Raw genomic sequence first — 23,021 nt, 5'->3', positions numbered from 1 at the left:
TCCCGTCGATGATTCCCCAGATCGGAATGCCCCAGGGAGCCGAGTGGCTCATCATCCTGGCGATCGTGATCCTGGTCTTCGGGGCTGCCAAGCTCCCGGACCTGGCTCGCGGCACGGGACAGGCACTGCGGATCTTCAAGGCGGAGACCAAGGGGCTGCGCGACGACGACAAGAAGTCCTCCGCCGCGCCGAAGTCCACCGGCGAGCTCCCGCCGGCCGACGGCGGACGCCTCGATGACGTCGCCGAGGGCGAGATCGTCGACGAGCGTCGCGAGAACAACGCCTGACCTTGGCGTTCACGGGTCTCTTCAAGCTCTTCATCGGAAAGCCCGTCCATCCCGTCGGAGCCGACGGCCGGATGGCGCTGTCCGACCACCTTCGGGAGCTGCGCGCGCGCATCCTGAAGGCGGGCTTCGCGGTGCTGCTCGCGTTCGCGATCGCGCTGTTCTTCTTCGACCAGCTCTTCCAGCTGGTGCTGGAGCCGTACCTCGACGCCCAGGCGCAGCTGCCGGAGGGGTCGAGCGAGGCGACGACCTCGGGGCCGGCCGGCGGGTTCCTGCTCTATCTCAAGCTCTGCGGCCTGGCGGCCCTGGTCGGTTCCAGCCCGGTCTGGCTCTACCAGATCTGGGCGTTCATCCTTCCGGGCCTGCACCCGAGCGAGAAGCGGTGGACCGGCATCTTCGCGGTCATCGCCGGCCCGCTGTTCGTCGTCGGCATCGTGCTCGGCTACGTGACCCTGCCCAAGGGCCTGGAGATCCTGATCGGGCTCAACCCCGACGAGCTGACCAACCTGGTCGAGTTCAACGACTACCTCACCTTCTTCAGCCGGACCCTGCTCGGCTTCGGCATCGCCTTCGAGATCCCGGTCTTCGTGGTCCTGCTCAACATGGCCGGGGTGCTCAAGGGCAAGACACTCGGGGCGCACCGGCCGTGGATGATCGTGGGGACGTTCATCTTCGCCGCGGTCATCACCCCGTCGGGCGACCCGTTCACGATGAGCTTCATGGCGGTGCCGATGGTGGTGCTGTTCCTGATCTCCGAGGTGATCGCCCGCCTCAACGACCGGCGCCGCGACCGCAGGGCGATCAACGCCGGCCTCTCGCCCGACGAGCCCAGCCCGATCTGATGCCGCGCGCGATCGTCCTCACCAATCCCACCTCGGGGAAGGGGCGGGGCGCCCGGATGCGCGACGAGGCGCTGCCCCGCTTCCACGACGCGGGGTGGCGCACCACGGCACTCACCGGACGTGATGCCGGCGAGGCGCTCGACCTGGCGCGACTGGCGGTCAGCGAGGAGCCCGACGTCCTGGTCCTGTGCGGCGGCGACGGCATGGTCAACATCGGCCTGCAGGCGGCCGCGGGCACCGAGGTCCCCGTCGGGATCCTGCCCGCCGGCACCGGCAACGACTTCGCCCGCTACTTCGACCTGCCGCTCGGGCACGGCGCGGCGGCGGCGACTCGGATCCTGCAGGCCTCGCCGCGCACGATCGACCTGGCGCGGATCGGGGACCGGTACTTCGGGGGAGTGCTGGCCGCCGGATTCGACGCGATCGTCAACGAGCGGGCCAACCGGATGCGCTGGCCCCGGGGTCAGATGCGCTACAACCTGGCCACCCTCGCCGAGCTGCGCGTCTTCCAGCCGCTGTCGTACGTCTTGGAGCTCGACGGCGTCGAGCGGCGCCTGGAGGCGATGCTGGTCGCGGTCGGCAACGGGCCCTCCTTCGGTGGAGGCCTGCGGATCACCCACGGCGCCCAGCTCGACGACGGCCTCCTCGACGTGGTCGTCATCAAGCCGCTCAGCAGACTGGAGCTGGTCCGCACCTACCCCCAGCTCTTCGACGGGAGACACGTGAGCCATCCGCAGTACGAGCGCCACCGCGTCCGGCGCGTGACCGTCGCGAGCCCCGGCATCGTCGGGTACGCCGACGGCGAGCGCTTCGGGCCGCTGCCGGTGACCGTCGAGGTGGTCCCGGGTGCCGTGCGGGTGATGGCGTGAGCGCGGGCGAGGGCGGCGAGGAGCAGCAGAGCCCGGCGGAGCGCTACGCGTCGTACCGCAAGGACCGGGGGCACCCCGTGTTCCGCGACTTCGCCGCGGGCTTCTCCTTCGAGCTCGACGACTTCCAGGTCGAGGGCTGCAAGGCGGTCGAGGACGGCGACGGCGTGCTCGTCGCGGCGCCGACCGGCGCCGGCAAGACCGTCGTCGGGGAGTTCGCGGTCCACCTCGCGCTGGAGACCGAGCGCAAGTGCTTCTACACCACTCCGATCAAGGCGCTGTCGAACCAGAAGTACCACGACCTCGTCGAGCGGTACGGCGCCGACCGGGTCGGTCTGCTCACCGGCGACACGACCATCAACGGCGAGGCGCCAATCGTCGTGATGACGACCGAGGTGCTGCGCAACATGCTCTACGCGCGCTCCCGCACCCTCGTCGGGCTCGGGTTCGTGGTCATGGACGAGGTGCACTACCTCGCCGACCGCTCCCGTGGCGCGGTCTGGGAGGAGGTGATCATCCACCTGCCCGAGTCGGTGTCGGTGATCTCGCTGTCCGCGACGGTCTCCAATGCCGAGGAGTTCGGCGAGTGGCTCGAGACCGTGCGGGGCTCGACCCGCACGATCGTCGCCGAGCGGCGCCCGGTGCCGCTGTTCCAGCACGTCATGGTGGGGCGCCGGCTGCTCGACCTCTTCGCCTCCTCCGACGTCGACGCCGCGGCCGGGTTCGTCCGCGAGGGCGCCCCGGTCAACGACGAGCTGATGAAGCTGGCACGCGACGACTGGGCCTCCTCCCGGCTCAAGGACCGGCGCACGCCGAAGGGCGCGCGCGGCCGCCAGGGCGGGCCGGGCAGCCGCAACGTCGGCAGCGGGCGCCGGATCTGGATCCCCGGACGCCTCGACGTCATCGAGCGGCTGCGGCGCGACGACCTGCTGCCCGCCATCGACTTCATCTTCAGCCGCGCCGGCTGCGACGCGGCCGTGCAGCAGTGCCTCGACGCCAACCTGCGCCTCACCGACCCCGACGAGCGCGACGAGGTCATCGCGTACGTCGAGCAGACGCTCGGCGGGCTGCCGTCGGCCGACCTCCACGTGCTGGGCTACCACGACTTCCTCGACGCCGCCTCGCGCGGGGTCGCGGCGCACCACGCCGGGATGCTGCCGGCGTTCAAGGAGTGCGTGGAGGAGCTCTACCTGCGCGGGCTGATCAAGATCGTCTTCGCCACCGAGACCCTCGCGCTCGGCATCAACATGCCGGCTCGCACCGTCGTGCTGGAGAAGCTCAGCAAGTGGAACGGCGAGACGCACGCCGACATCACGCCGGGGGAGTACACCCAGCTGACCGGGCGCGCCGGGCGGCGCGGCCTCGACGTCGAGGGACACGCCGTCGTGCTCTGGCAGCCCGGCATGAACCCCCGCGAGCTGGCCGGACTCGCGTCCACGCGCACGTACCCGCTGCGCTCGAGCTTCCGGCCGTCGTACAACATGGCCGTCAACCTGGTGCACTCCTACGGACGCCACCAGGCGCGCGAGCTCCTGGAGCAGTCCTTCGCCCAGTTCCAGGCCGACCGGGCCGTCGTCGGGCTGGCCCGGCAGCTGCGCAAGGCCGAGGACGCCCTCGAGGGCTACGCCGAGGCGGCGCGGTGCCATCTGGGCGACTTCATGGAGTACGCCGGCCTGCGCCGGCAGGTCGGCGAGCTCGAGAAGGAGGCGAGCAGGTCCCGCCGCCAGGACCGTCGCGGCGAGGCGCTCGACTCGCTGGAGCGGCTCACTCCGGGCGACGTGATCATCGTGCCGGTGGGCAAGTTCGCCGGCCCCGCGGTCGTGGTCGACCCGGGTCTCTCCGAGCACGGTCACCGCCCCCTGGTCATCACCGCCGAACGGCAGGGCCGCCGGCTGGCGATGATGGACTTCCCGACGCCGGTCGAGCCGGTCGCCCACATCCGGCTGCCCAAGCGGGTCGACGCCCGCAACCCCCACCAGCGCAAGGACATCGCCCAGCAGGTCCGCGAGGCCGTCCGGGCACTGCCCCTGTCGGTCACCCGCCCCCGGGCGGAGCGGGGCCCGGTCGACGAGGCGACCGCGAGCGAGATCCAGGCGCTGCGCGCCCGGATCCGCGAGCACCCCTGCCACGGCTGCGCGGAGCGTGAGGACCACGCCCGCTGGGCCGAACGGCACGCCAAGCTCCAGAAGGACACCGACACCCTCTCCCAGCGCATCGAGCGGCGCACCAACACCGTCGCACGCACCTTCGACCGGGTCTGCGAGGTCCTGGAGGCGCTCGACTACCTCCACGGCGACGAGGTGACCGAGCGCGGGCGCGGCCTGATGCGGATCTACTCCGAGCTCGACCTCGTCGCCGCGGAGGCGCTGCGCACCGGCCTGTGGGACGAGCTCACCCCGTCCCAGCTCGGCGCCGTCCTCTCCGCGCTGGTCTACGAGGCCCGGCGCCCCGAGGACGGACCGCCGAGCGTGCCCGGCGGTGCCATCGCGGTCACGATCGAGGCGATGACCCGGCTCTGGGGCGACCTGGAGCGGCTGGAGCGCGAGCACCGGCTCGACTTCCTGCGCCGCCCCGACGCCGGGTTCGCGTGGACCGCCTGGCGCTGGGCGGAGGGACAGGAGCTCGACGAGATCATCACGCGCAACGACCAGACCGCCGGCGACTTCGTGCGCCAGATGAAGCAGCTCATCGACTTCGCGGGCCAGATCGCCGACGCGGCGGCCGGCACGCCCGTCCGCGACACCGCGCGTCAGCTGGTCCGGCTGCTGCGGCGCGGGATCGTCGCCACGGACTGAGCCGGTCCGGCGGCAAGGGGCTGATCAGCCCCGACGTCCACGATTGGGCACAAACCGCATGCCTCCTCGGCGTGTCGCATGCGGTTTGGGACCAAACCGCACCACCTCAGCCCGCCGACAGCGACCCCAGCACACCCGTCAGCCGCTCGACCGGCGACGCCAGCGACCACCGCTCGACCAGCGCGGCGAGCGCCTCGGGATCGGCCGGCGTGCGGGGGAGGGCGAGGTGGTCGCGGGGCAGGTCGATGTCGCGAGCCACGGCGACCACGGCGGGGGCGACGGCGAGGTAGTCCGCCGCGTCACGGATCTTGGCCCGCGGCCCGGGGCCGAGGTCGCTGGCCGGGTCGTCGACGGCCGCGACGATGCCGGCGAGGTCGCCGTACTTCTGCAGCATGCTGGCCGCCGTCTTCTCGCCGACCCCCTTGACGCCCGGAAGCCCGTCGGAGGCGTCGCCGCGCAACGTCGCGAAGTCGGCGTACTGGTCGGCGCGTACGCCGTACTTCTCGACCACCCAGGCCTCGTCCACCCGCTCGTGCCGGCCGACGCCCTTGCCGACATAGAGCACCCGGACGCCGGCGGCGTCGTCGACGAGCTGGAACAGGTCACGGTCGCCGGTCACCACGTCGACGGGCATGCCGGCGCCTGTGGCGAGGGTGCCGATGACGTCGTCGGCCTCGTAGCCGGGCGCGCCGACCACGGCGATGCCGAACGCGGCGAGCACCTCGCGGATGACCGGCACCTGCAGCTCGAGCGGGTCCGGGACCTCCTCGACGTCGGGTGCGCCGACGACCTCCTCGACGACCCGGTGCGCCTTGTACGTCGGGATCAGGTCGACGCGCCACTGAGGGCGCCAGTCGTCGTCCCAGCAGCAGGCCAGGTGCGTGGGCCGGTACTGGTCCACCAGCTGCGAGATGTAGCCGAGCAGACCCCGCACGGCGTTCACGTTGGTGCCGTCCGGCGCGAGGAGCTCCGGGGAGCCGAAGTAGGCCCGGAAGTACAGGCTGGCCGTATCGAGGAGTAGAAGGCGCTCAGTCATCACGGCGCAGCCTATTAGGGTGGCGCCGTGAGTCAGAGCAGCAATCCGGCGGTCGAGGCGATCGACCGGCAGATCCTGGAGCTCCTGGCCAAGGACGGACGGATGTCCTACACCGACCTCGGGCGCGCCACGGGACTGTCCACCTCGGCCGTGCACCAGCGCGTCAAGCGCCTGGAGCAGCGCGGTCTCATCCTCGGCTACGGCGCGACCGTCAACTACGCCGAGATCGGCGTACCCCTGACGGCGTTCATCGCGATCCGCCCGATCGACCCGTCCCAGCCCGACGACTGCCCGGACCGCCTCGTCGGCATCCCGGAGATCGAGTCGTGCTGGTCGGTCGCGGGGGAGGAGTCCTATCTCCTCAAGGTCCGCACCACCACGCCGGCCGAGCTCGAGCTCCTGCTCGGCCGGATCCGCTCGGCGGCCAACGTGTCGACGCGCACGACGATCGTGCTGTCGACCTACTACGAGAACCGCCCCGTCGGCCACTGACCGGGCGTCCCTCCGGCGCGTCGCCACGCGACACGCCGCACGCGGGCGATTTTTTGCTGATTTCTTGCCGCCCGACCGGCCCGTCCTGACCTGCGAGAATGCGTATCGTCGCAGGTCAGCGGGCGGTTGACAGGACGGTTGAGGGTCACCAAAGTACGGAGACGTTCGCCCGTGCAGGTCGTGGCAGGCGGACCGACGTCCGAGTGGCCGTATGTCGGCGGAGTAGCACCAGCTCCGCGCGGGGACGGTTCGCGGAGGTCGGTTCGCTCCTCGGGGGCGAGCCGGAAGGACTCGGATCTCCCTAGACAACGTCGCGGGCGGCGGCAGCCAGTCGGTCGCCGGGATGGTCCGAAGGCGATCCGAGTCCTTCCGTGCCTGATGACGAGGCCGGATCCCGGGCCGACTAGGCTCACGCCGTGGTGCAGCGTCTCCTTCTCGCGATCGTCGGCGGCGCGCTGCTCACCGCCTCCTTCGAGCCGGTCGCCCTGCCGTGGCTGCTGCCGGTCGGCGTCGCGTGCTACGCCCTCGCCACCCGCGACCTCACCGTCCGCCGGGCCGGAGCGGTCGGACTGGTGTTCGGCGTGGTCTTCTACTTCAGCCACATCTCCTGGATGCGCGCCTCGATCGGCCCGGACGCCTGGCTGGCGCTGGCGAGCATCGAGGCGCTCTTCTACGGTCTGCTCGGCCTCCTCGTCCCGCTGCTGCGGCGCCTGCCGGCCTGGCCGCTGTGGCTCGCGGCGGCCTGGACCACGATGGAGACGGTGCGCAGCGGCTGGCCGTTCAGCGGGATGCCGTGGGGACGGCTGGCGTTCGCCGCGATCGACACCCCGGCCGCGCCGGCGGTGGCGTACGTCGGCATGACCGGTCTCTCGTTCCTGCTGGCGCTCGCCGGCTTCTGCCTGGCGCGGTTCGCCGAGGCGACGCTGAGCCGCGAGCGGCGCGGGGCGTGGGCCGCGGCCAGCGTCGGCGTGCTGGCCGTCCTGGTCACCCCCGCCGTCGTGCCGTACGACGTCCCCGAGACCGGCCGCACCACGGTCGCGGTCGTCCAGGGCGACGTCCCGGGGCCGGGCAACGACATCCTGTGGGACCACGAGGGCGTCACCCGCAACCACGTCGACGCGACGGTGCGGCTCGCGGCCGATGTCGCCGCGGGGCGCGTGCCCCGACCGGACTTCGTGCTGTGGCCCGAGAACTCCACCGCCGTGGACCCGTTCGAGCCCGGCCGCGTGAACACGGGGATCCGGGAGGCGGTGGCGGCCGTCCAGGCGCCGGTGGTGGTCGGCGGCATCGTCGGCGACGGTCCGGAGCACGTCCTCAACCAGGGCATCGTGTGGGATCCGGTCAGCGGCCCGGGGGACCGCTACACCAAGCACCACCCGGTGCCCTACGGCGAGTACATCCCGATGCGCGACATCTGGGACCCGAAGTTCGGCAAGCTGGCGCTGATCACCCGCGACATGAAGAGCGGCACCCGCACCGAGCCGCTCCGCGTCGCCGGGGTGCGGGTGGGGGACGCCATCTGCTTCGACGTGGCCTACGACGACGTGATGCCGCCGCAGGTCCGCGACGGCGCCGAGCTGCTCGTGGTCCAGACCAGCAACGCGAGCTTCATCTTCACCCACCAGATCGAGCAGCAGTTCGCCATCACCCGGCTGCGCGCGATCGAGGCCGGGCGCTGGCTGACGGTGGCCTCCACGAACGGCCAGACGGGCGTCATCGCCTCCGACGGGACCGTCGTGGCCACCGCGACGCCCCGGACGACCGACGTGCTCGTCGAGGAGGTCGGGCTGAGCACCGCGCTCACGCCGGCGATGCGGCTGGGGCCGTGGCCGTCGCGGTTGTTCACCCTCCTGACGCTCGCCGCTCTCGTGTCAGGTGCCGTCGCGTACCGTCGAAGGCAAGAGTTCGATGGCCCCGCGCGGGAGGATCCGTCCGCGGAGCCCCCCGTGCCGTCCCCGACCCCGAGTGAGGCACCCGTTGTCTGACCAGCTCTCCACCCTGGGCCGCACGGTGATGGTCATCCCCACCTACAACGAGGCCGGCAACATCGCCTGGATCATCGACCGGCTGCGGGCCGCCCAGCCCCACGTCGACGTCCTCGTGGTGGACGACGGGTCGCCCGACGGCACCGGCGCCGTCGCCGACCGCCTCGCCCGAGCCGACGACCGGGTCCACGTGCTGCACCGCACCGCCAAGGAGGGCCTCGGTGCCGCCTACCTGGCCGGCTTCGCCTGGGCCCTCGCGGAGGGGTACGACGTGATCGGCGAGATGGACGCCGACGGCTCCCACCAGCCCGAGCAGCTCCAGCGCCTCCTCACGGGGCTGCTGGACGCCGATCTGGTGATCGGCTCGCGCTGGGTGCCCGGCGGCTCGGTGGTCAACTGGCCCTGGCAGCGCGAGGTGCTCTCGCGGGGCGGCAACCTCTACGTCCGGCTCCTGCTCGGGATCGAGGTGCGCGACGCGACCGCCGGCTTCCGGCTGTTCCGCCGCTCCACCCTGGAGAAGATCCGCCTCGACGAGGTCAGATCCACCGGCTACGTCTTCCAGACCGACCTCGTCACGCGCACCCTCCACGCGGGGCTGACGGTGCGCGAGGTCCCGATCGAGTTCGTCGAGCGGGTCCGGGGCGAGTCGAAGATGAGCGGCCAGGTCGCCCTGGAGTCGCTCAAGCGGATCACCTGGTGGGGACTGCGCGAGCGCTGGGCCCAGATGGCGTCCCGACGATGAGGCGGAGATCGCGCCGCGCAGCGGTGCTGCTGTTCCTCGCCTTCGTGGTGATGCCCGTCCTCGAGATCGTCGTCCTCATCCAGGTCGGACAGGTGATCGGTCCCTGGTGGACGATCCTGCTGCTCGTCCTGGACAGCATCGTCGGTGCCTGGCTGATCAAGCGCGAGGGGCGGCGGGCCTGGCTCGCGCTGCGGGAGCGGGTGGAGACCGGCCGGCTGCCGGCCCGGGAGCTCGCGGACGGAGCGCTGGTCGTCCTGGGCGGCGCGTTCCTGCTCAGCCCGGGCTTCGTCACCGACCTCCTCGGCATCCTGTTGATCCTGCCGGTCACCCGGCCGCTGTTCCGCGGGCTGCTGATGGCGTACGCCGGGCGTCAGGTGACCCGGCGGACCTCGCCGACGGGCCCCGGAAATGGCCCTCGCCCCGGACCGACCGTGGTCCGGGGCGAGGTCATCGACGAGGGGGAGTGAAACCCCGGCGTCGCTCAGGCCTTGGCGGGCTTCTTCTTCCGGGCGTTGGCGCGGTGCAGGTGCGCCGGGCCGATCTCGCCGCCGCGGAGCAGCTCGAGGCGCTCGGTGAGGATCTCCTCGAGCTCCTTCTCGGAGCGCCGCTCCAGCAGCATGTCCCAGTGGGTGCGCTGCGGCTTCTCGGCCTTGACCTCACGCTCGATGCCGGCCGTCGACTCGGCCTCGAGGCCGCAGCGCGGACACTCCCAGACCGCCGGGACCTCGGCCTCGATCGACATGGTGATCTCGAACTCGTGACCGTGCGGGCACTTGTAGCCGACCTGCTGCCGGGCAGCGAACTCGATGCCGCGCTCGTCCTCGAAGGACTGGCCCCCCAGTCGGGCACCGCGCAGTGTGCGCTCTGCCATCAGACCCCACCTCCCGTGTTTCGTCCTCGAACCCTTTAACGCTACCCGGCGGTAAAAGGTTCCATCCGCGCTCAGATCACCCCCGGATCGGCTCAGATCACGGCGGGGCGGGCGTTGCCGGCGTCCCGGATGCCGCGCTCGGTGTCGACCCGGAGCAGCAGCAGGCCGCCGAGGACGAAGAACGCGATGAGGGCGAAGATCGCCGGACGGTAGGAGTCGGTGAGCTGGTAGACGACACCGAAGGTGAGCGTGCCGAACCACGACGTGCCGCGGTCCATGGCGTGGTAGAGGCTGAAGTACTCCGCCTCCTTGCCGCGCGGGATGAACAGGGAGAAGTACGACCGGGCGAGCGCCTGGGTGCCGCCGAGGACGAGTCCGATGGCGACCCCCAGCACGAGGAACGGCACCAACCGGCCCTCCGGCACGACGAGCGCGACCGTGACGATCGCCATCCACCCGACGATGCCGCCCAGGATGACCTGCTTCGCCCCGAAGCGGGCGGCGGCCCGGCCGAAGCCGACCGCGCCGAACATCGCGACGAACTGCACCAGCAGGTAGGTGCCGAGGACCGTGCCCTCCTCGAAGTCGAGCTCCTCGATGCCGAAGGTCGAGGCCGACGCGATCACGGTCTGGATGCCGTCGTTGAAGAACAGGTAGGCCACGAGGAAGGTGAGGGCGACGGGATAGTTCCGCAGGTCGCGCAGCGTCGCGGCGAGCTGGCCGAAGGACCGACTCAGCAGACCGCCCGCGACCTCCTCCACGGCGACCGGCTGGTGCCGCTTGATGCCGCGCCACGGGATGATCATGAAGGCCGCCCACCACACCGCCGCGGAGAGCAGCGAGAGCCGCACCGCCAGCTCCTTGTCGAGCCCGAGGGCGTCGTGGAAGGTGACGACGGCGAAGTTGACGGCGAGCAGGAGTCCGCCGCCGGCGTACCCGTAGGCCCAGCCGACCGATGAGGTCCGGTCGCGCTCGGCCTCGGTCGAGATGAGCGGCAGGACGGAGTCGCTGACCACGATCGCCGCGCCGGCCGCGAGGTTGGCGACCATGAAGGCGATGCTGCCGAACAGCCAGTTCTCGCCGCTCATGAAGAACAGCAGGCCGGCGGCCGTGGCGCCCACCCAGGACAAGCCGACGAGCAGGTCGGGCTTGCGGGAGGTGCGATCGGCGAGCGCGCCGACGATCGGGAAGAGCAGGGCGCTCAGCAGCGTCGAGAGCGTGATCACGTACGACGGCAGCGAGCCCGGCGCGATCGCCAGTCCGAGCACATGGATGCGGCCGTGCTCGCCGACCGCGTTCTCGGCGACGGAGATCAGGTAGGGGGCGAACAGGACGCCGGCCACCGTGGTCTGGAAGGCCGAGGCGGCCCAGTCGGTGAAGTACCAGGCCCGCTGCTCCCGCGCGCGGTTGAGCGGCCCCAGGTCCGCGATGCCCGTCGTCCCGCTCATGCCGTCGTCCCTCCCGGCGCGGACCTCCACTGGCCGCGTCCCAGGAGGACATCCTTGAGCAGATCGGTGCGGTCCGTGAAGAGGCCGTCGACGCCGCGGTCGAGCAGGGTGGTCATCTCGGCGGGGTCGTCGATCGTCCACACGTGGACCTGGAGACCCGCGGCGTGCGCGCGCCGGACCAGGCCGGGCGTGGTGACCGTGAACCCGTGCCGGCGGTGCGGGACCTGGAAGGCGGCGAACCCGCCGCCGGCGAGCAGGCGGGCGAGCCGGACACTGGGGGAGAGCCGGAAGGCGACGATCTGCCACGGGTCGGCCGCGGTGGGCACCCGGCCGTCGGTGAGCCTGCGGAAGCGCCGGATCCGGCGGCGGGAGAAGGACGCGACCAGCAGCCGGTCCCACAGGCCGCGCTCGCGCACCAGCTCGGCCAGCGCCTCGACGGCACCGTCGGACTTGAGGTCGATGTTGAAGCGGGCGGCCGGGAACGCGTCGAGCAGCTCGACGAGGGTCGGCACCTGCTCGCGCCCGCCGATCCGTGCTCGGCGTACCTCGGTCAGGGTCAGCTCGTGGATGGCACCGCGCTGGTCAGTCACCCGGTCCAGCACATCGTCGTGGAACGCCAGCAGCACGCCGTCGGCGGTCACGTGGACGTCGGTCTCGAGGTAGTCGTAGCCGAGGGCGGCGGCGTGCCGGAACGCGGCGAGGGTGTTCTCGAGACCCTCGATCTCGGGGTGGTAGGCACCGCCGCGGTGCGCGAACGCCAGCACCCGACCCGGCTCGAGGTAGGTCACGAGACTAGATGTCCCGGAAGGTCTCGATCTCGGCGCCGAGGTCGCTGAGCCGCTCGGCGAGGTCCTCGTAGCCCCGATGGATGACGTAGGTGCTGCGCAGCACCGAGGTGCCCTTGCTGGCCAGCATGGCCAGCAGGACGACGACCGCGGGCCGCAGCGCGGGCGGGCAGACCAGCTCGGTCCCGGTCCACGACGTGGGGCCGTCGATCTGCACCCGGTGCGGGTCGAGCAGGGTGACCCGGCCGCCGAGCTTGTTGAGCTCGGTGAGGTAGATCGCCCGGTTGTCGTAGACCCAGTCGTTGAGGTAGGTCGTGCCCTCCGCGACGGCCGCGATCACGGCGAAGAAGGGCAGGTTGTCGATGTTGAGGCCCGGGAAGGGCATCGGGTGGATCTTGTCGCGCGGCGCGACCAGGTCGGAGGGGTGCGTGGTGATGTCGACCAGCCGGGTGCGCCCGTTGGCCGCGAGGTACTCCTCGGAACGGTCGTAGCGGAAGCCCATCTCCTCCAGGACCGCGAGCTCGATCTCGAGGAACTCGATGGGAGCGCGCCGGATCGTGATCTCCGAGCGGGTCACGATCGCCGCGGCCAGCAGCGACATCGCCTCGATCGGGTCCTCGCTCGGCGCGTAGTCGACGTCGACGTCGATGCTCTCGCGCCCGGTCACCGTGAGCGTCGTCGTGCCGATGCCCTCGACCTCGACGCCGAGCGCCTGCAGGTAGAAGCAGAGGTCCTGGACCATGTAGTTGGACGAGGCGTTGCGGATGACGGTGGTGCCGGGGTGCAGCGCCGCCGCCATGAGCGCGTTCTCGGTCACCGTGTCGCCGCGCTCGGTGAGCACGATCGGCCGGCCGGGGACGATCGCGCGGTTGAGCTGGGCGTGGTACCAGCCGTCGGTGGCCTTGACCTCCAGGCCGAACGGCCGCAGGGCGGACATGTGCGGCTCGACGGTGCGGGTGCCGAGGTTGCAGCCGCCGGCGTAGGGCAGCTCGAAGGTGTCGGCGCGGTGGAGCAACGGCCCGAGGAACATGATTACCGAGCGGGTGCGCCGGGCGGCCTCCTCGTCGATCCGGGTCAGGTCGAGGTCCTTGGGCGGGACGATCTCGAGGTCGTTGTCCGCGTTGATCCAGCGGGTCTGCACGCCGATGCTCGTCAGCACCTCGAGGAGTCGGTTGACCTCCTCGATGCGCGCGACCTTGCGCAGGGTGGTCCGACCGCGGTTGAGCAGCGCCGCGCAGAGCAGGGCGACGCCAGCGTTCTTCGACGTCTTGACGTCGATGCTGCCGGACAGCGTCGTGGGGCCCTTCACCCGCAGATGGGTGGGGCCGGCGCCGAGGGCGACGATCTCGGAGTCCAGCGCCGCGCCGATCCGGGCGAGCATCTCCAGGGAGAGGTTCTGGTGCCCCTTCTCGATCCGGTTGATCGCGCTCTGGCTGGTTGCGAGCCGTTCGGCGAGTTGGGCCTGGGTGAGTCCGCGGTGCTTGCGGGCGTCGCGGATGAGGTTCCCGATCCGGCCCTTGTAGTCGTCGTGCGGCACGTCGAGGGTCATGTCTCGACGGTAACTCACATATGAGATAACGCAAGTCGCCGCGGCGGCGGACCGCGGAGCGGCGTCTGCAAGGATCCTCCCATGCGCGCCACCACGATCCACGCTCCGGGCGACATCCGCTTCGAGGAGGTCCCCGACCCCCAGCTCAAGAAGCCGACCGACGCCATCGTCAAGGTCACCGCCGGCTGCATCTGCGGCTCGGACCTGTGGCCCTACCGTGGCGAGAACCCGATCCGGGCCGGAGCCACCATCGGCCACGAGTGCATCGGCGTCGTCGAAGAGGTCGGCAGCGAGGTCCGCGACGTGCGCCCCGGCGACTTCGTCGTCGTGCCGTTCTGCCACTGCGACAACACCTGCGCCCACTGCCGCGCGGGAGCGCAGTCCGCGTGCGACCAGCTCGGGATGACCACCAGCGGGCAGGCGGAGTACGCCCGGGTCGGCCAGGCCGACGGGAGCCTGGTCCGGGTCGACGGGGCGGTCCCCGGCGAGCTCGACGACGAGCTGGTCGCCTCGCTGCTGGCGCTCAGCGACGTGATGCCGACCGGGTGGCACGCCGCGGTCGCGGCGGGGGTCGAGCCCGGTGACACGGCGGTCGTCGTCGGCGACGGCGCCGTGGGCCTGTGCGGGGTCATCGCCGCGTCGGTCCTCGGCGCGGAGCGGATCGTCGCGATGTCACGCCACCAGCCGCGCCAGGAGCTCGCCCGGGCCTTCGGGGCCACCCACGTCGTCGCTGCCCGCGGCAAGGAGGGGATCGACGAGGTCCGCGAGCTCACCGACGGCATCGGCGCGGACGCGGTGCTCGAGTGCGTCGGCACCAACGACGCCATGACCACGGCGATCGGCGTCACCCGGCCGGGCGGGGGCGTCGGGTTCGTCGGCGTGCCGCACGGCGTGGACCTGCCGGTGCGCACCCTGTTCGAGAGGAACATCGGACTGCGCGGCGGCATCGCGCCGGTGCGGCGCTACCTGCCCGAGCTGCTCGCGCTGGTGCAGGAGCGCCGGATCGACCCCGGACGGGTCTTCGACCTCACCCTGCCGCTCGCGGAGGTCGCCGAGGGGTACCGCGCGATGGACGAGCGCCGGGCGATCAAGGTCCTCCTGCAGCCGTGAGCGGTCGCCGCCCTGTCGTCGCCCGGCGCTAGCGTCGCGCCGTGACCCGTCTCGACCACACCGCCTATCTCGAGCACATCCGCACCGAGTCGGCGCGATTCCTCGCCGCCCTGGAGGCCTGCCCGCCCGGCGCTCGGGTCCCGTCCTGTCCCGACTGGGACGCCGCCGACCTGCTCTGGCACCTCACCGAGGTGCAGCACTCGTGGGACCACGTCATCCGCCACCGGCCCGCCGCGCCGGACGACTACACCGAGCCCACGCGTCCGCGGACCTACGACGCGCTGGTCGCGTCGTTCCGCACCACCCATGCCGCCTTCGTCGAGGCGCTCGAGGCGGCGGCGCCGGACGACGCCGCGTGGTTCTGGTCGGGCGACCCCGACCACCAGAACGTCCGCCACCTGGCCCGACGCCAGGCCCACGAGGCGCTCATCCACCGCCTCGACGCCGAGCTGACGGTCGGCCGGGTCACGCCGTTGCCACCCGCGCTGGCCGCCGACGGGATCGACGAGATCCTCGATGTGATGTACGGCGGACTCCCGCCCTGGGGCCGCTTCGAGCCGCGCGAGCAGTACGCCGAGTTCCGCGCGACCGACACCGGGACGTCGGTGTGGGTGCAGTTGGGCACGTTCTCGGGCACGGCGCCCGACGGCGTGGAGCGCACCGGCGAGCCCGATCAGCACGTCGTCGCCGACCCGGGCGTGGCGGCCGACCTCGTCGTCACCGGCACCGCCGGCGACCTCGACGCCTGGCTGTGGCATCGCGGCGCCGAGGAGCGCGTGGTGATCAGCGGCGACGACGCGGTGCGCGCCCACGTCGGCGCGGTGCTCGGTCAGGCGATCGACTGAGATCCGGTCTCGCGGACCTGCGCCCGGCGACCCGTGCGCCCCGCGACCAGCACGACGCCGAACAGCGCGGCGATGCCCAGGACGAACAGCAGCATGACCCCCAGCACGATCACCAGAGCGAGAAGACTCATGGGCGACAGCCTCGCATGACGCACGTCACATCCCAAGGGTGATGCGAGTCACACTCGCGCAGGCGGGATTGCGACCGGGGGAGGAGGACACCCGGCCGCGGAGGGCGCAGGATCCACCGCATGGGTGATCTCCAGGGCACAACCTTCCTCGTCACGGGAGCCAACACCGGCATCGGCAAGGAGACGGTGCGCGCGCTCGCCGGTCGCGGCGCGCGCGTGGTGCTCGCCGGCCGGTCCGAGGAGCGGACCCGGGCGGCGATCCGCGAGATCGCGGCCGGGACGGGCAACACCGACCTCGACTTCCTCCCGCTGGACCTCGGCGATCTCGCCTCGGTCCGCGCGGCCGCCAGGACCTTCCTCGCCTCCGGCGAGCGGCTCGACGTGCTCATCAACAACGCCGGCCTGGCCGGGAAGCGGGGGATGAGCGCCAGCGGCTTCGAGCTGGCCTTCGGCACCAACCACGTGGGCCCGTTCCTGCTCACCGAGCTGCTCCGCGACCACATCGCCGCGACCGGGCCCGGCCGCATCGTCAACGTCGCGAGCACCGGCCACTACCGGGCCAAGGGCATCGACTGGGCGGCCGTGCGCCGGCCGTCGGCCACCCGGACCGCCTTCGACGAGTACTGCGTCTCGAAGCTGGCCAACGTGCTCCATGCCCGCGAGCTCGGCCGGCGCCTGCAGGGCACCGGCGTGACGACGTACGCGCTGCATCCGGGGGCCATCGCCTCCGACGTGTGGCGCGAGGTGCCGTTCGGCGTGCGTCACGTGATGAAGAGGTTCATGAAGTCGCCGGAGGAGGGCGCCGTCACCTCGCTGTACTGCGCGACCTCGCCCGACGTCGCCCACGACACCGGCCGCTACTACGACGACCGGCGTGAGAAGGAGCCCTCGCGGATCGTCACCGACGAGCTCGCGGCCGAGCTGTGGGAGCGCAGCGCGGCCTGGGTCAGCGCGGGCTGACCAGCACGCCCGGGTTCAGGATCCCGGCCGGGTCCAGCGCCGTCTTCGCCGCACGCAGCGCCGCGGCGAACGGCTCCGGGCGCTGGGCGTCGTACCACGGGCGGTGGTCGCGGCCGACCGCGTGGTGGTGGGTGATCGTCCCGCCGTGCTCGGCGAGGGCGGTCGACACCGCCGCCTTGATCTCGTCCCACTGGGCGAGCGTGCCGCCCCAGCGCCCCGCGGCGTAGATCCCGTAGTACGGCGCCGGGCCGTCCGGGTAGACGTGGGTGAACCGGCAGGTGACCACGCCCCGACCGCCGCAGACCTCCGCGATCGCGGACTGCGCGGCCCGGGTGACGGCCTCATGGAGGGCCGGAAAGGCGTCCCACGTGCACGCGGTCTCGAAGGTCTCGACGATCATCGACCGGCGCGCCAGCTCGTCGCGCTGGTAGGGCATCCGCAGGAACGCCGAGCGCCAGGCCCGCGCGGCGTCCGCGCCCCGGTCGGCGTGGTGCTCGTCCTCCGGGTCGGGCCGGTCGCGCGTCGCGAGCACCACGCCGCCGTGGTCGCGCACCAGCTCCAGCGCCCGGTCCAGCCGGGCGTCGACGGGATGGTCGGCCGACTCGAACGCCACGAGGAGCAGTCCGCCGTCCACCGGGCTGCCGGCGTTGATCAGCGCCTCGGCCGCGTCGAGCAGGCGGCAGTTGGCGGGGTACAGGCCGGACTGGGCGATCGCCCGGGTCGCGGCCACCGCGGCGTCATACGAGCCGAAGCCGACCGAGGCGGTGCGCTGCCAGCGCGGCCGGGGCCGCAGGCGCATCCAGGCCTCGGTGATCACGCCCAGGGCGCCCTCGGACCCGAGGAACATCCGGTCGGGGGAGGGACCGGCACCGGAACCCGGCAGTCGACGCGACTCCCCGACGCCGGCCGGCGAGACGACCCGGATCGCCTCGGTCAGGTCGTCGATGTGCGTCTCGAGCGTGGCGAAGTGCCCACCGGCGCGGGTGGCGAGCCAGCCGCCGAGGGTGGAGAACTCGAAGGACTGCGGGAAGTGGCGCAGCGTCAGCCCGTGTGGCCGCAGCTGGTCCTCGAGGGCCGGGCCGTAGGTGCCCGCCTGGATCCGGGCGGCGCGGCTGACCGGGTCGACCTCGAGCACGCGATCCAGCAGTCCGAGGTCGAGCGAGACGGCCGGCCCGTCGAAGCGCGGCTCGACGCCGCCGACGACCGAGCTGCCGCCGCCGTACGGCACGACGGGGGTGCCGGTCGTGGTGCACCAGTCCAGTACGTCGACCACGTCCTGCTCGGCGCGCGGCCGGACGACCAGGTCGGGCACGTGGGCGATGTCGCCGAGCAGGTTGCGCGCCACGTCGCGGAACGCCTTGCCCCGCGCGTGGGCGAGCCGGTCGACGGGATCGGCGGAGCAGAGCGCGGCCAGGGCGGCGGGTGGCGCCACCCGCGGCGGCGCCACGCCGAGTCCGCGCGGGTCCGGCACGGCGTGGTCGGTGAGGTCGTGACCGGGGAGGAGCCCCGCCACGCGGGCCACCAGGTCGGCGGTCTCGCCAGGGGACAACCGGCTCTCCTCGGTGCCCCAGCCCCACCAGGACCGGGTGGGAGCCGGCGTGGGCACGTGCGTCATGCCGACGCCAGGATCGCGGCAACGGGCAGGCCGACGACGATCAGCAGGAGGAGGACGAGCAGCAGCACGAACGCGAGCATCCCGGGGACCTTCTGCTTCGTGAAGCCCATGGCGCCCGCGATGAAGGTGAGGACCGGCGCGGCGTAGAAGACGTCGACGGTCTGTCCAGGGGCCAGCTGCACCTGCTGGCTGGCCTGGCCGTAGCGCCACATCCACTGCGCGTGGGCGGAGACGGTGTGCACACCGGGCGGCATGGGATAGACGTTCTGGCCGTAGCGCGCCGCCACGGGATAGCCGTTGATCTGCACACTCGGGGTGATCATGGTGAGCATCCGGTTGCCCTGGACGTTGACGCGGAGGTAGCCCGGCGGGGGCGGCGGCGGAGGCTGCATGGTCATGGCGGCGACCCTACGACGCGCGGCGGCGGACCGAGCCACACGGCGGTGACGCGCCGACCGGGCCGTGCGTCCATGATGGGTCCGTGAGCACCCTCGATCCCGAGCGACTGCGCACCCTCACGCTGCTGCGCCGGGTGCGCGACCGGATCGACCGCGAGTACGCCCGCCCCCTCGACGTCGAGGCGCTGGCCCGCGACGTGCACATGTCGGCGGGCCACCTGAGCCGGGAGTTCAAGAAGGCCTACGGCGAGCCGCCCTACTCCTACCTGATGACGCGGCGCATCGAACGGGCGATGGCGCTGCTGCGCCGCGGCGACCTGAGCGTCACCGACATCTGCTTCGCGGTGGGCTTCTCCTCGCTCGGCACCTTCAGCACCCGGTTCACCGAGCTGGTGGGCGTGCCGCCGAGCGCCTACCGCGACGACGCGCCGGAGCCCGAGGACGGCGCCGCCGAGCCGCCGTCGTGCGTGACCAAGAAGGTGACCCGGCCGGTCCGGCGCGGCGGCGCGCAGACGAGTCCGGACGTGCCGGCATCGGTCAGGAATCGAGAAGCACCCCGGTTCGGGCCGCCACTAGCGTGAGCGGCATGGACATCAGCATTCAGCACAGCTTCCTCCCGCAGACCGACCCCGAGGCCTCGCTGGCCTTCTACCGCGACGTGCTCGGCTTCGAGCTCCTCAACGACGTCGGGTACGGCGACATGCGGTGGCTCACCGTGGCTCCGAAGGGCCAGTCGTCCCCATCGGTCGTGCTCTGCCCGCCCGCCGCGGACCCGGGCATCACCGAGGACGAGAAGCGCGTCATCGCCGAGATGATGGCGAAGGGCACCTATGCCACGCTCGTCCTCAGCACCCCCGACCTCGACGGCACCTTCGAGCGCATCCAGGCGACCGGCGCGGAGGTGATCCAGGAGCCGATCGACCAGCCCTACGGCGTGCGCGACTGCGCCTTCCGCGACCCGGCGGGCAATCACATCCGCATCAACCAGGCGGGCTGACCCGCCGACGTCGCGCCCGCCACCTAGGCTGGCGTCGTGCCCGCGTCCGTCCCGCCCCCTGCCCGGGACCGCGCCACCCGGCAGGCCGACGCCCGGGCGCTGCTCGCCACGCCGGAGATCGACGTCTGGGTGGCCACGGCATCCGCGGCCGGCGTACCCCACCTCGTGCCGGTGTCCCTGGCGTGGGTGGGGGAGCGGGTCGTGATCGCGGTCGAGGGCGGCTCCCTCACCGCGCGCAACCTGACCGCCTCGGGGGTCGCGCGCCTCGGGGTCGGCCCCACCCGCGACGTCGTCATGGTCGATGCGATCCTCGACCGGTCGGTGCCCGTCGACGAGGACCCCGCGCTGGGCGAGGCCTACGCCGGCCAGGCCGACTGGGACCCGCGCGGCCTGGCCGGCTACGTGTTCCTCGTGCTCCGGCCCGAGCGGATCCAGGCCTGGCGGGAGTCCAACGAGATCGCCGGCCGCACGATCCTGCGCGCGGGTGCGTGGCTCAGCTGAGCACGACGAGACGCTGCGTGGCCCGGGTCATCGCGACGTAGCGGTCGACGGCGCCCGCGACGCCCGTGCCGAACCGCTCCGGCGCGACGAGGACGACCAGGTCGAACTCCAACCCCTTCGCGTGCTCGGGTCGGAGCGAGCGCACCCGCGGTCCGGTGGGGAGCAGCGGATCGCCGATCACGGCGGCGACGCCCTCGTCGTGCTCGGCCAGCCACTCCTCGAGGACCCGGTCCAGCTCGGCGAGCTCGCCGTACCGGACCGGATCGCCGGTGCTGCGGATCGACGTCGGCACGTTGGCATCGGGCAGCACCTCCCGGATCACGGGTGCGGCGGCCGCCATCACCTCGGCCGGGGTGCGGTAGTTGACGGTGAGCGAGGCGAGCTCGGCGTCGGGCAGGCCGACCCGCCGCAGTCGCTCGGCCCAGGTCTCGGTGAAGCCGTTCCGGGCCTGGGCACGGTCGCCGACCACCGTGAAGCTGCGCGACGGGCAGCGGCGCAGCAGCATCTGCCACTCCGCGTCGGTCAGCTCCTGCGCCTCGTCGACCACGACATGGGCGAACGGCCCCGCAAAGCGCCCGGGGTCGGCCGCGGGCGTCTCGGAGCCGGCCTCGAGCGCGCCGCGGAGGTCGGCGCCGCGCAGCATCGACATGATCATCAGGTCGGAGTCGTCGCTGGCGACGAGGTGGTCGACGACGCGGTCCATCTCCTCGCGCTCCGCGGCCGCCTCCGCCTCCCGGCGGCGCCGGTCGCGGGCCGCGTCTGGGTCGCCCAGCCGGGCCCGTGCGGCGTCGAGGAGCGGGAGGTCGGACACCGTCCACGCCTGCGGTCCGGTACGCCGCAGCGCCCGCACCTCCTCCGCCGACAACCAGGGCGCGCAGTGCCGCAGGTAGGCCGGGACCTCCCAGAGGTCCCCGACCAGGTCCGTGGCCTCGATCATCGGCCAGGCCCGGGTGACGGCCTCGACGAGCCCGCCGTTGCGCCGGTAGGCGCGGCGCAGCTGCTCGTCGGTCGCCTCGGTCCCGTCGTGCTTGTCGACGAGGATGTCGAGCAGCGCCTCCCAGACCTGGTCGCGCGCCTCGTTGTGGGGCGTGCCCGGGTCGGGCGCTGCGAAGGCCTCGGCCCAGTCGCTCGCGCTGAGCCACACGTCCGACCACTCGGTCTCGACGACCATGCCGTCTGTCGGCGGCTCCTCGTAGAGCCGGACCGCGGGCTCGATGGCGCCGACCATCGCGGCGTCCGCCTTGAGCCGGGCCACCTCGGGGTCGTCCTCCTCGACCGCGCCGGCGCCCTCCGCGACGAGGTCGCGGACCGTGCACGTGCGCACGCCCTCCTCGCCGAGGCTCGGCAGCACGTCGGCGACGTAGGACAGGTAGGGCTCGTGCGGTCCGACGAAGAGCACGCCACCGCGTCCGTCACCGAGGCGGGGGTCGGCGTAGAGGAGGTAGGCGGCGCGGTGGAGGGCGACGACCGTCTTGCCGGTGCCGGGTCCTCCGTCGACCACCAGCGTCCCCCGGGACCCGGCGCGGATGATGGCGTCCTGGTCGGCCTGGATGGTGGCGAGCACGTCGCGCATCCGCTCCGAGCGACTGCTGCCGAGACTCGCGACGAACGCCGACTGGTCGTCCCAGGCGGCGCTGCCCGTCGCGCCGTCGAGCGCGGCCGCGGAGAACACCTCGTCCCAGTAGTCGGTGACCCGACCGTCGGTCCACCGGTAGCGACGCCGGCTGGCGAGTCCCATCGGGTTGCCGTGGGTGGCGCCGAAGAAGGGCTCCGCGGCGGGGGAGCGCCAGTCGACGAGCAGGCGGCGGCCCTCCGCGTCGGTCAGCCCGAAGCGTCCGATGTGGACGGTCTCGCCCTCGGTCGACACCATCCGGCCCAGGCACAGGTCGAGGCGGTAGCGGCGCAGCGCCTTGAGCCGCGCGCTGAGGCGGTGCACCTCGAGGTCGCGGTCCATCGCCTCCTGACCGGTGCCACCCGGCTGGCGGCGTACGTCGGCCAGACGCTGCTCGAGCTCGGCGACGGTGCGCGCGAGGTTGTCGCCGATCGCGGCGAAGTGGGCCTCGTCCGCGCCGACGAGCGCCGGGTCGTCCTTGGCCGGGTGGTCGTGGAGGTCGAACGCGCGGGTCGTCGCGTTGGTCAAATCATCAGCTCCCTTGCGGGTTTCGTGACGTGTCAGCCGGTCGGAGACCGGGATTCTGCCCGCTGCGGGGGGCCTTGCGGCAAGACCCCCTGTGCGCTATACGTTGAGAGTGGCAGGGGATGTCCGCGCCGCCCGGTAGAACCGAGGCATGAGCCGCGACATCCAGATCACCTTCGACTGCCACGACCCCCGCGCGTTGTCCTCCTTCTGGCGTGACGCCCTGGGCTACGTCCACCCCGGCCCGCCGGGGGTCCCGCTCGCTCCCGGGGAGGACCCGCTGGCGGCGTGGGACGTCTTCCTCGAGCGGATCGGGGTCCCCGAGGCAGCGCGCAACTCCCGCTCGGCGATCGAGGACCCCGACGGCACGGGACCCCGCGTCTTCTTCCAGCAGATCCCCGAGGGCAAGACCGCCAAGAACCGCGTGCATCTCGACGTCCGGGCCGCGCCCGGGTTGGCAGGGGAGGAGCGGATGGCCGCGCTCGAGGCGGAGTGCGCCCGGCTCGTGGCCCTCGGCGCGACCCGGCTGGCCCGGCACGAGCCGGCGCCGCCGATGGGCGCCGGCCACATCGTGATGGCCGATCCCGAGGGCAACGAGTTCTGCCTCGACTGAGGGCTCGGTACCGTCGGCG

Annotated in this window: 24 protein-coding genes; 15 read left to right on the top strand and 9 right to left on the bottom strand. The window is 72.4% G+C overall.

Going from position 1 to position 23,021, the window contains the following annotated elements; genetic code table 11:
• Positions 1-8 precede the first annotated feature (8 nt).
• Genes tatA through ACPZVR_RS11080 form a run of 4 tightly spaced genes read left to right on the top strand, consistent with a single transcriptional unit; the run spans position 9 to position 4,787 of the window.
• Positions 9-287 (top strand): twin-arginine translocase TatA/TatE family subunit, encoded by a 279-nt coding sequence (gene tatA / locus ACPZVR_RS11095; protein ID WP_436699643.1) that lies wholly within the window; start codon positions 9-11, stop codon positions 285-287.
• A 2-nt stretch (positions 288-289) separates the two neighbouring features.
• Positions 290-1,126, top strand: coding sequence for a twin-arginine translocase subunit TatC (gene tatC, locus ACPZVR_RS11090; RefSeq protein ID WP_436699642.1), 837 nt, complete (start codon positions 290-292; stop codon positions 1,124-1,126).
• Complete coding sequence (locus tag ACPZVR_RS11085) at positions 1,126-1,995, top strand: diacylglycerol kinase (RefSeq protein WP_436699641.1); 870 nt, start codon at positions 1,126-1,128, stop codon at positions 1,993-1,995. Before tatC ends, ACPZVR_RS11085 begins: the two co-directional genes overlap by 1 nt.
• Positions 1,992-4,787: a DEAD/DEAH box helicase gene (locus ACPZVR_RS11080; RefSeq protein ID WP_436699640.1), complete on the top strand. Its 2,796-nt coding sequence runs from the start codon at positions 1,992-1,994 to the stop codon at positions 4,785-4,787. Before ACPZVR_RS11085 ends, ACPZVR_RS11080 begins: the two co-directional genes overlap by 4 nt.
• A 106-nt stretch (positions 4,788-4,893) precedes the next feature.
• Here ACPZVR_RS11080 and ACPZVR_RS11075 read toward each other — a convergent pair whose 3' ends face one another.
• Positions 4,894-5,823 (bottom strand): 5'-3' exonuclease, encoded by a 930-nt coding sequence (locus ACPZVR_RS11075; RefSeq protein ID WP_436699639.1) that lies wholly within the window; start codon positions 5,821-5,823, stop codon positions 4,894-4,896.
• A gap of 27 nt (positions 5,824-5,850) precedes the next feature.
• Between ACPZVR_RS11075 and ACPZVR_RS11070 the strand changes: the two genes are divergently transcribed.
• The 4 genes from ACPZVR_RS11070 (at position 5,851) to ACPZVR_RS11055 (ending at position 9,509) form a co-directional block, all read left to right on the top strand.
• Entirely contained in the window at positions 5,851-6,315 is a 465-nt protein-coding gene (locus ACPZVR_RS11070; RefSeq protein ID WP_436699638.1) for an Lrp/AsnC family transcriptional regulator, read from the top strand.
• A gap of 416 nt (positions 6,316-6,731) precedes the next feature.
• Positions 6,732-8,300, top strand: a complete 1,569-nt coding sequence (gene lnt / locus ACPZVR_RS11065; protein WP_436699637.1) for an apolipoprotein N-acyltransferase — start codon at positions 6,732-6,734, stop codon at positions 8,298-8,300.
• Between the two features lie 28 nt (positions 8,301-8,328).
• Positions 8,329-9,042, top strand: coding sequence for a polyprenol monophosphomannose synthase (locus tag ACPZVR_RS11060; protein ID WP_436699926.1), 714 nt, complete (start codon positions 8,329-8,331; stop codon positions 9,040-9,042).
• Positions 9,039-9,509 (top strand): FxsA family protein, encoded by a 471-nt coding sequence (locus ACPZVR_RS11055; protein WP_436699636.1) that lies wholly within the window; start codon positions 9,039-9,041, stop codon positions 9,507-9,509. Before ACPZVR_RS11060 ends, ACPZVR_RS11055 begins: the two co-directional genes overlap by 4 nt.
• A 14-nt stretch (positions 9,510-9,523) precedes the next feature.
• On the opposite strand, the gene ACPZVR_RS11050 is transcribed toward ACPZVR_RS11055, so the two are convergent.
• The 4 genes from ACPZVR_RS11050 to ACPZVR_RS11035 all read right to left on the bottom strand — a co-directional run bounded on the left by ACPZVR_RS11050 (position 9,524) and on the right by ACPZVR_RS11035 (position 13,695).
• Positions 9,524-9,913 (bottom strand): RNA polymerase-binding protein RbpA, encoded by a 390-nt coding sequence (locus ACPZVR_RS11050; protein WP_282399561.1) that lies wholly within the window; start codon positions 9,911-9,913, stop codon positions 9,524-9,526.
• A 92-nt stretch (positions 9,914-10,005) separates the two neighbouring features.
• Entirely contained in the window at positions 10,006-11,361 is a 1,356-nt protein-coding gene (locus tag ACPZVR_RS11045; RefSeq protein ID WP_436699635.1) for an MFS transporter, read from the bottom strand.
• Positions 11,358-12,149 (bottom strand): glycerophosphodiester phosphodiesterase family protein, encoded by a 792-nt coding sequence (locus tag ACPZVR_RS11040; RefSeq protein ID WP_436699634.1) that lies wholly within the window; start codon positions 12,147-12,149, stop codon positions 11,358-11,360. Before ACPZVR_RS11040 ends, ACPZVR_RS11045 begins: the two co-directional genes overlap by 4 nt.
• Before the next feature lie 4 nt (positions 12,150-12,153).
• A complete protein-coding gene (locus ACPZVR_RS11035) occupies positions 12,154-13,695 on the bottom strand; it encodes a helix-turn-helix domain-containing protein (protein ID WP_436699633.1) in 1,542 nt (513 codons plus the stop codon).
• An 81-nt stretch (positions 13,696-13,776) separates the two neighbouring features.
• Between ACPZVR_RS11035 and ACPZVR_RS11030 the strand changes: the two genes are divergently transcribed.
• Both ACPZVR_RS11030 and ACPZVR_RS11025 read left to right on the top strand, forming a co-directional pair.
• Complete coding sequence (locus ACPZVR_RS11030) at positions 13,777-14,805, top strand: zinc-dependent alcohol dehydrogenase family protein (protein ID WP_436699632.1); 1,029 nt, start codon at positions 13,777-13,779, stop codon at positions 14,803-14,805.
• A gap of 41 nt (positions 14,806-14,846) precedes the next feature.
• Positions 14,847-15,650, top strand: a complete 804-nt coding sequence (locus tag ACPZVR_RS11025) for a maleylpyruvate isomerase family mycothiol-dependent enzyme (protein ID WP_436699631.1) — start codon at positions 14,847-14,849, stop codon at positions 15,648-15,650.
• Here ACPZVR_RS11025 and ACPZVR_RS11020 read toward each other — a convergent pair.
• Positions 15,635-15,781, bottom strand: coding sequence for a hypothetical protein (locus tag ACPZVR_RS11020; protein WP_436699630.1), 147 nt, complete (start codon positions 15,779-15,781; stop codon positions 15,635-15,637). The genes ACPZVR_RS11025 and ACPZVR_RS11020 overlap by 16 nt on opposite strands.
• A 120-nt stretch (positions 15,782-15,901) precedes the next feature.
• On the opposite strand from ACPZVR_RS11020, the gene ACPZVR_RS11015 reads away from it, so the two are divergent.
• Positions 15,902-16,741, top strand: a complete 840-nt coding sequence (locus ACPZVR_RS11015; protein WP_436699629.1) for an SDR family oxidoreductase — start codon at positions 15,902-15,904, stop codon at positions 16,739-16,741.
• Here the strand turns inward: ACPZVR_RS11015 and ACPZVR_RS11010 are convergent.
• Together ACPZVR_RS11010 and ACPZVR_RS11005 are read right to left on the bottom strand one after the other, a co-directional pair.
• Positions 16,728-18,356 (bottom strand): FAD-binding oxidoreductase, encoded by a 1,629-nt coding sequence (locus tag ACPZVR_RS11010; protein ID WP_436699628.1) that lies wholly within the window; start codon positions 18,354-18,356, stop codon positions 16,728-16,730. The genes ACPZVR_RS11015 and ACPZVR_RS11010 overlap by 14 nt on opposite strands.
• Entirely contained in the window at positions 18,353-18,754 is a 402-nt protein-coding gene (locus tag ACPZVR_RS11005) for a hypothetical protein (RefSeq protein WP_436699627.1), read from the bottom strand. The genes ACPZVR_RS11010 and ACPZVR_RS11005 overlap by 4 nt, the downstream gene beginning before the upstream one ends.
• Positions 18,755-18,837: 83 nt before the next feature.
• Here ACPZVR_RS11005 and ACPZVR_RS11000 point away from each other — a divergent pair, with 83 nt between their 5' ends.
• The 3 genes from ACPZVR_RS11000 to ACPZVR_RS10990 are packed head-to-tail and all read left to right on the top strand — an operon-like array spanning position 18,838 to position 20,252.
• Positions 18,838-19,335: a helix-turn-helix transcriptional regulator gene (locus tag ACPZVR_RS11000; protein ID WP_436699626.1), complete on the top strand. Its 498-nt coding sequence runs from the start codon at positions 18,838-18,840 to the stop codon at positions 19,333-19,335.
• A gap of 5 nt (positions 19,336-19,340) precedes the next feature.
• The gene (locus ACPZVR_RS10995; protein ID WP_436699625.1) at positions 19,341-19,751 is read left to right on the top strand and encodes a VOC family protein; all 411 of its coding nucleotides are present in this window, start codon (positions 19,341-19,343) and stop codon (positions 19,749-19,751) included.
• A 36-nt stretch (positions 19,752-19,787) separates the two neighbouring features.
• Positions 19,788-20,252 (top strand): pyridoxamine 5'-phosphate oxidase family protein, encoded by a 465-nt coding sequence (locus ACPZVR_RS10990; protein WP_436699624.1) that lies wholly within the window; start codon positions 19,788-19,790, stop codon positions 20,250-20,252.
• On the opposite strand, the gene helR is transcribed toward ACPZVR_RS10990, so the two are convergent.
• Complete coding sequence (helR, locus tag ACPZVR_RS10985) at positions 20,245-22,392, bottom strand: RNA polymerase recycling motor ATPase HelR (protein ID WP_436699623.1); 2,148 nt, start codon at positions 22,390-22,392, stop codon at positions 20,245-20,247. The genes ACPZVR_RS10990 and helR overlap by 8 nt on opposite strands.
• 148 nt (positions 22,393-22,540) lie before the next feature.
• Between helR and ACPZVR_RS10980 the strand changes: the two genes are divergently transcribed.
• The gene (locus ACPZVR_RS10980; RefSeq protein ID WP_436699622.1) at positions 22,541-23,002 is read left to right on the top strand and encodes a VOC family protein; all 462 of its coding nucleotides are present in this window, start codon (positions 22,541-22,543) and stop codon (positions 23,000-23,002) included.
• Positions 23,003-23,021 lie beyond the last annotated feature (19 nt).

The sequence above is a fragment of the Nocardioides segetis genome (assembly GCF_051390595.1).
In the GTDB taxonomy this organism is placed as follows: domain Bacteria; phylum Actinomycetota; class Actinomycetes; order Propionibacteriales; family Nocardioidaceae; genus Nocardioides.
Note: the sequence above shows the minus strand (reverse complement) of the source record. Positions and strands in the feature narration are given on the sequence as shown.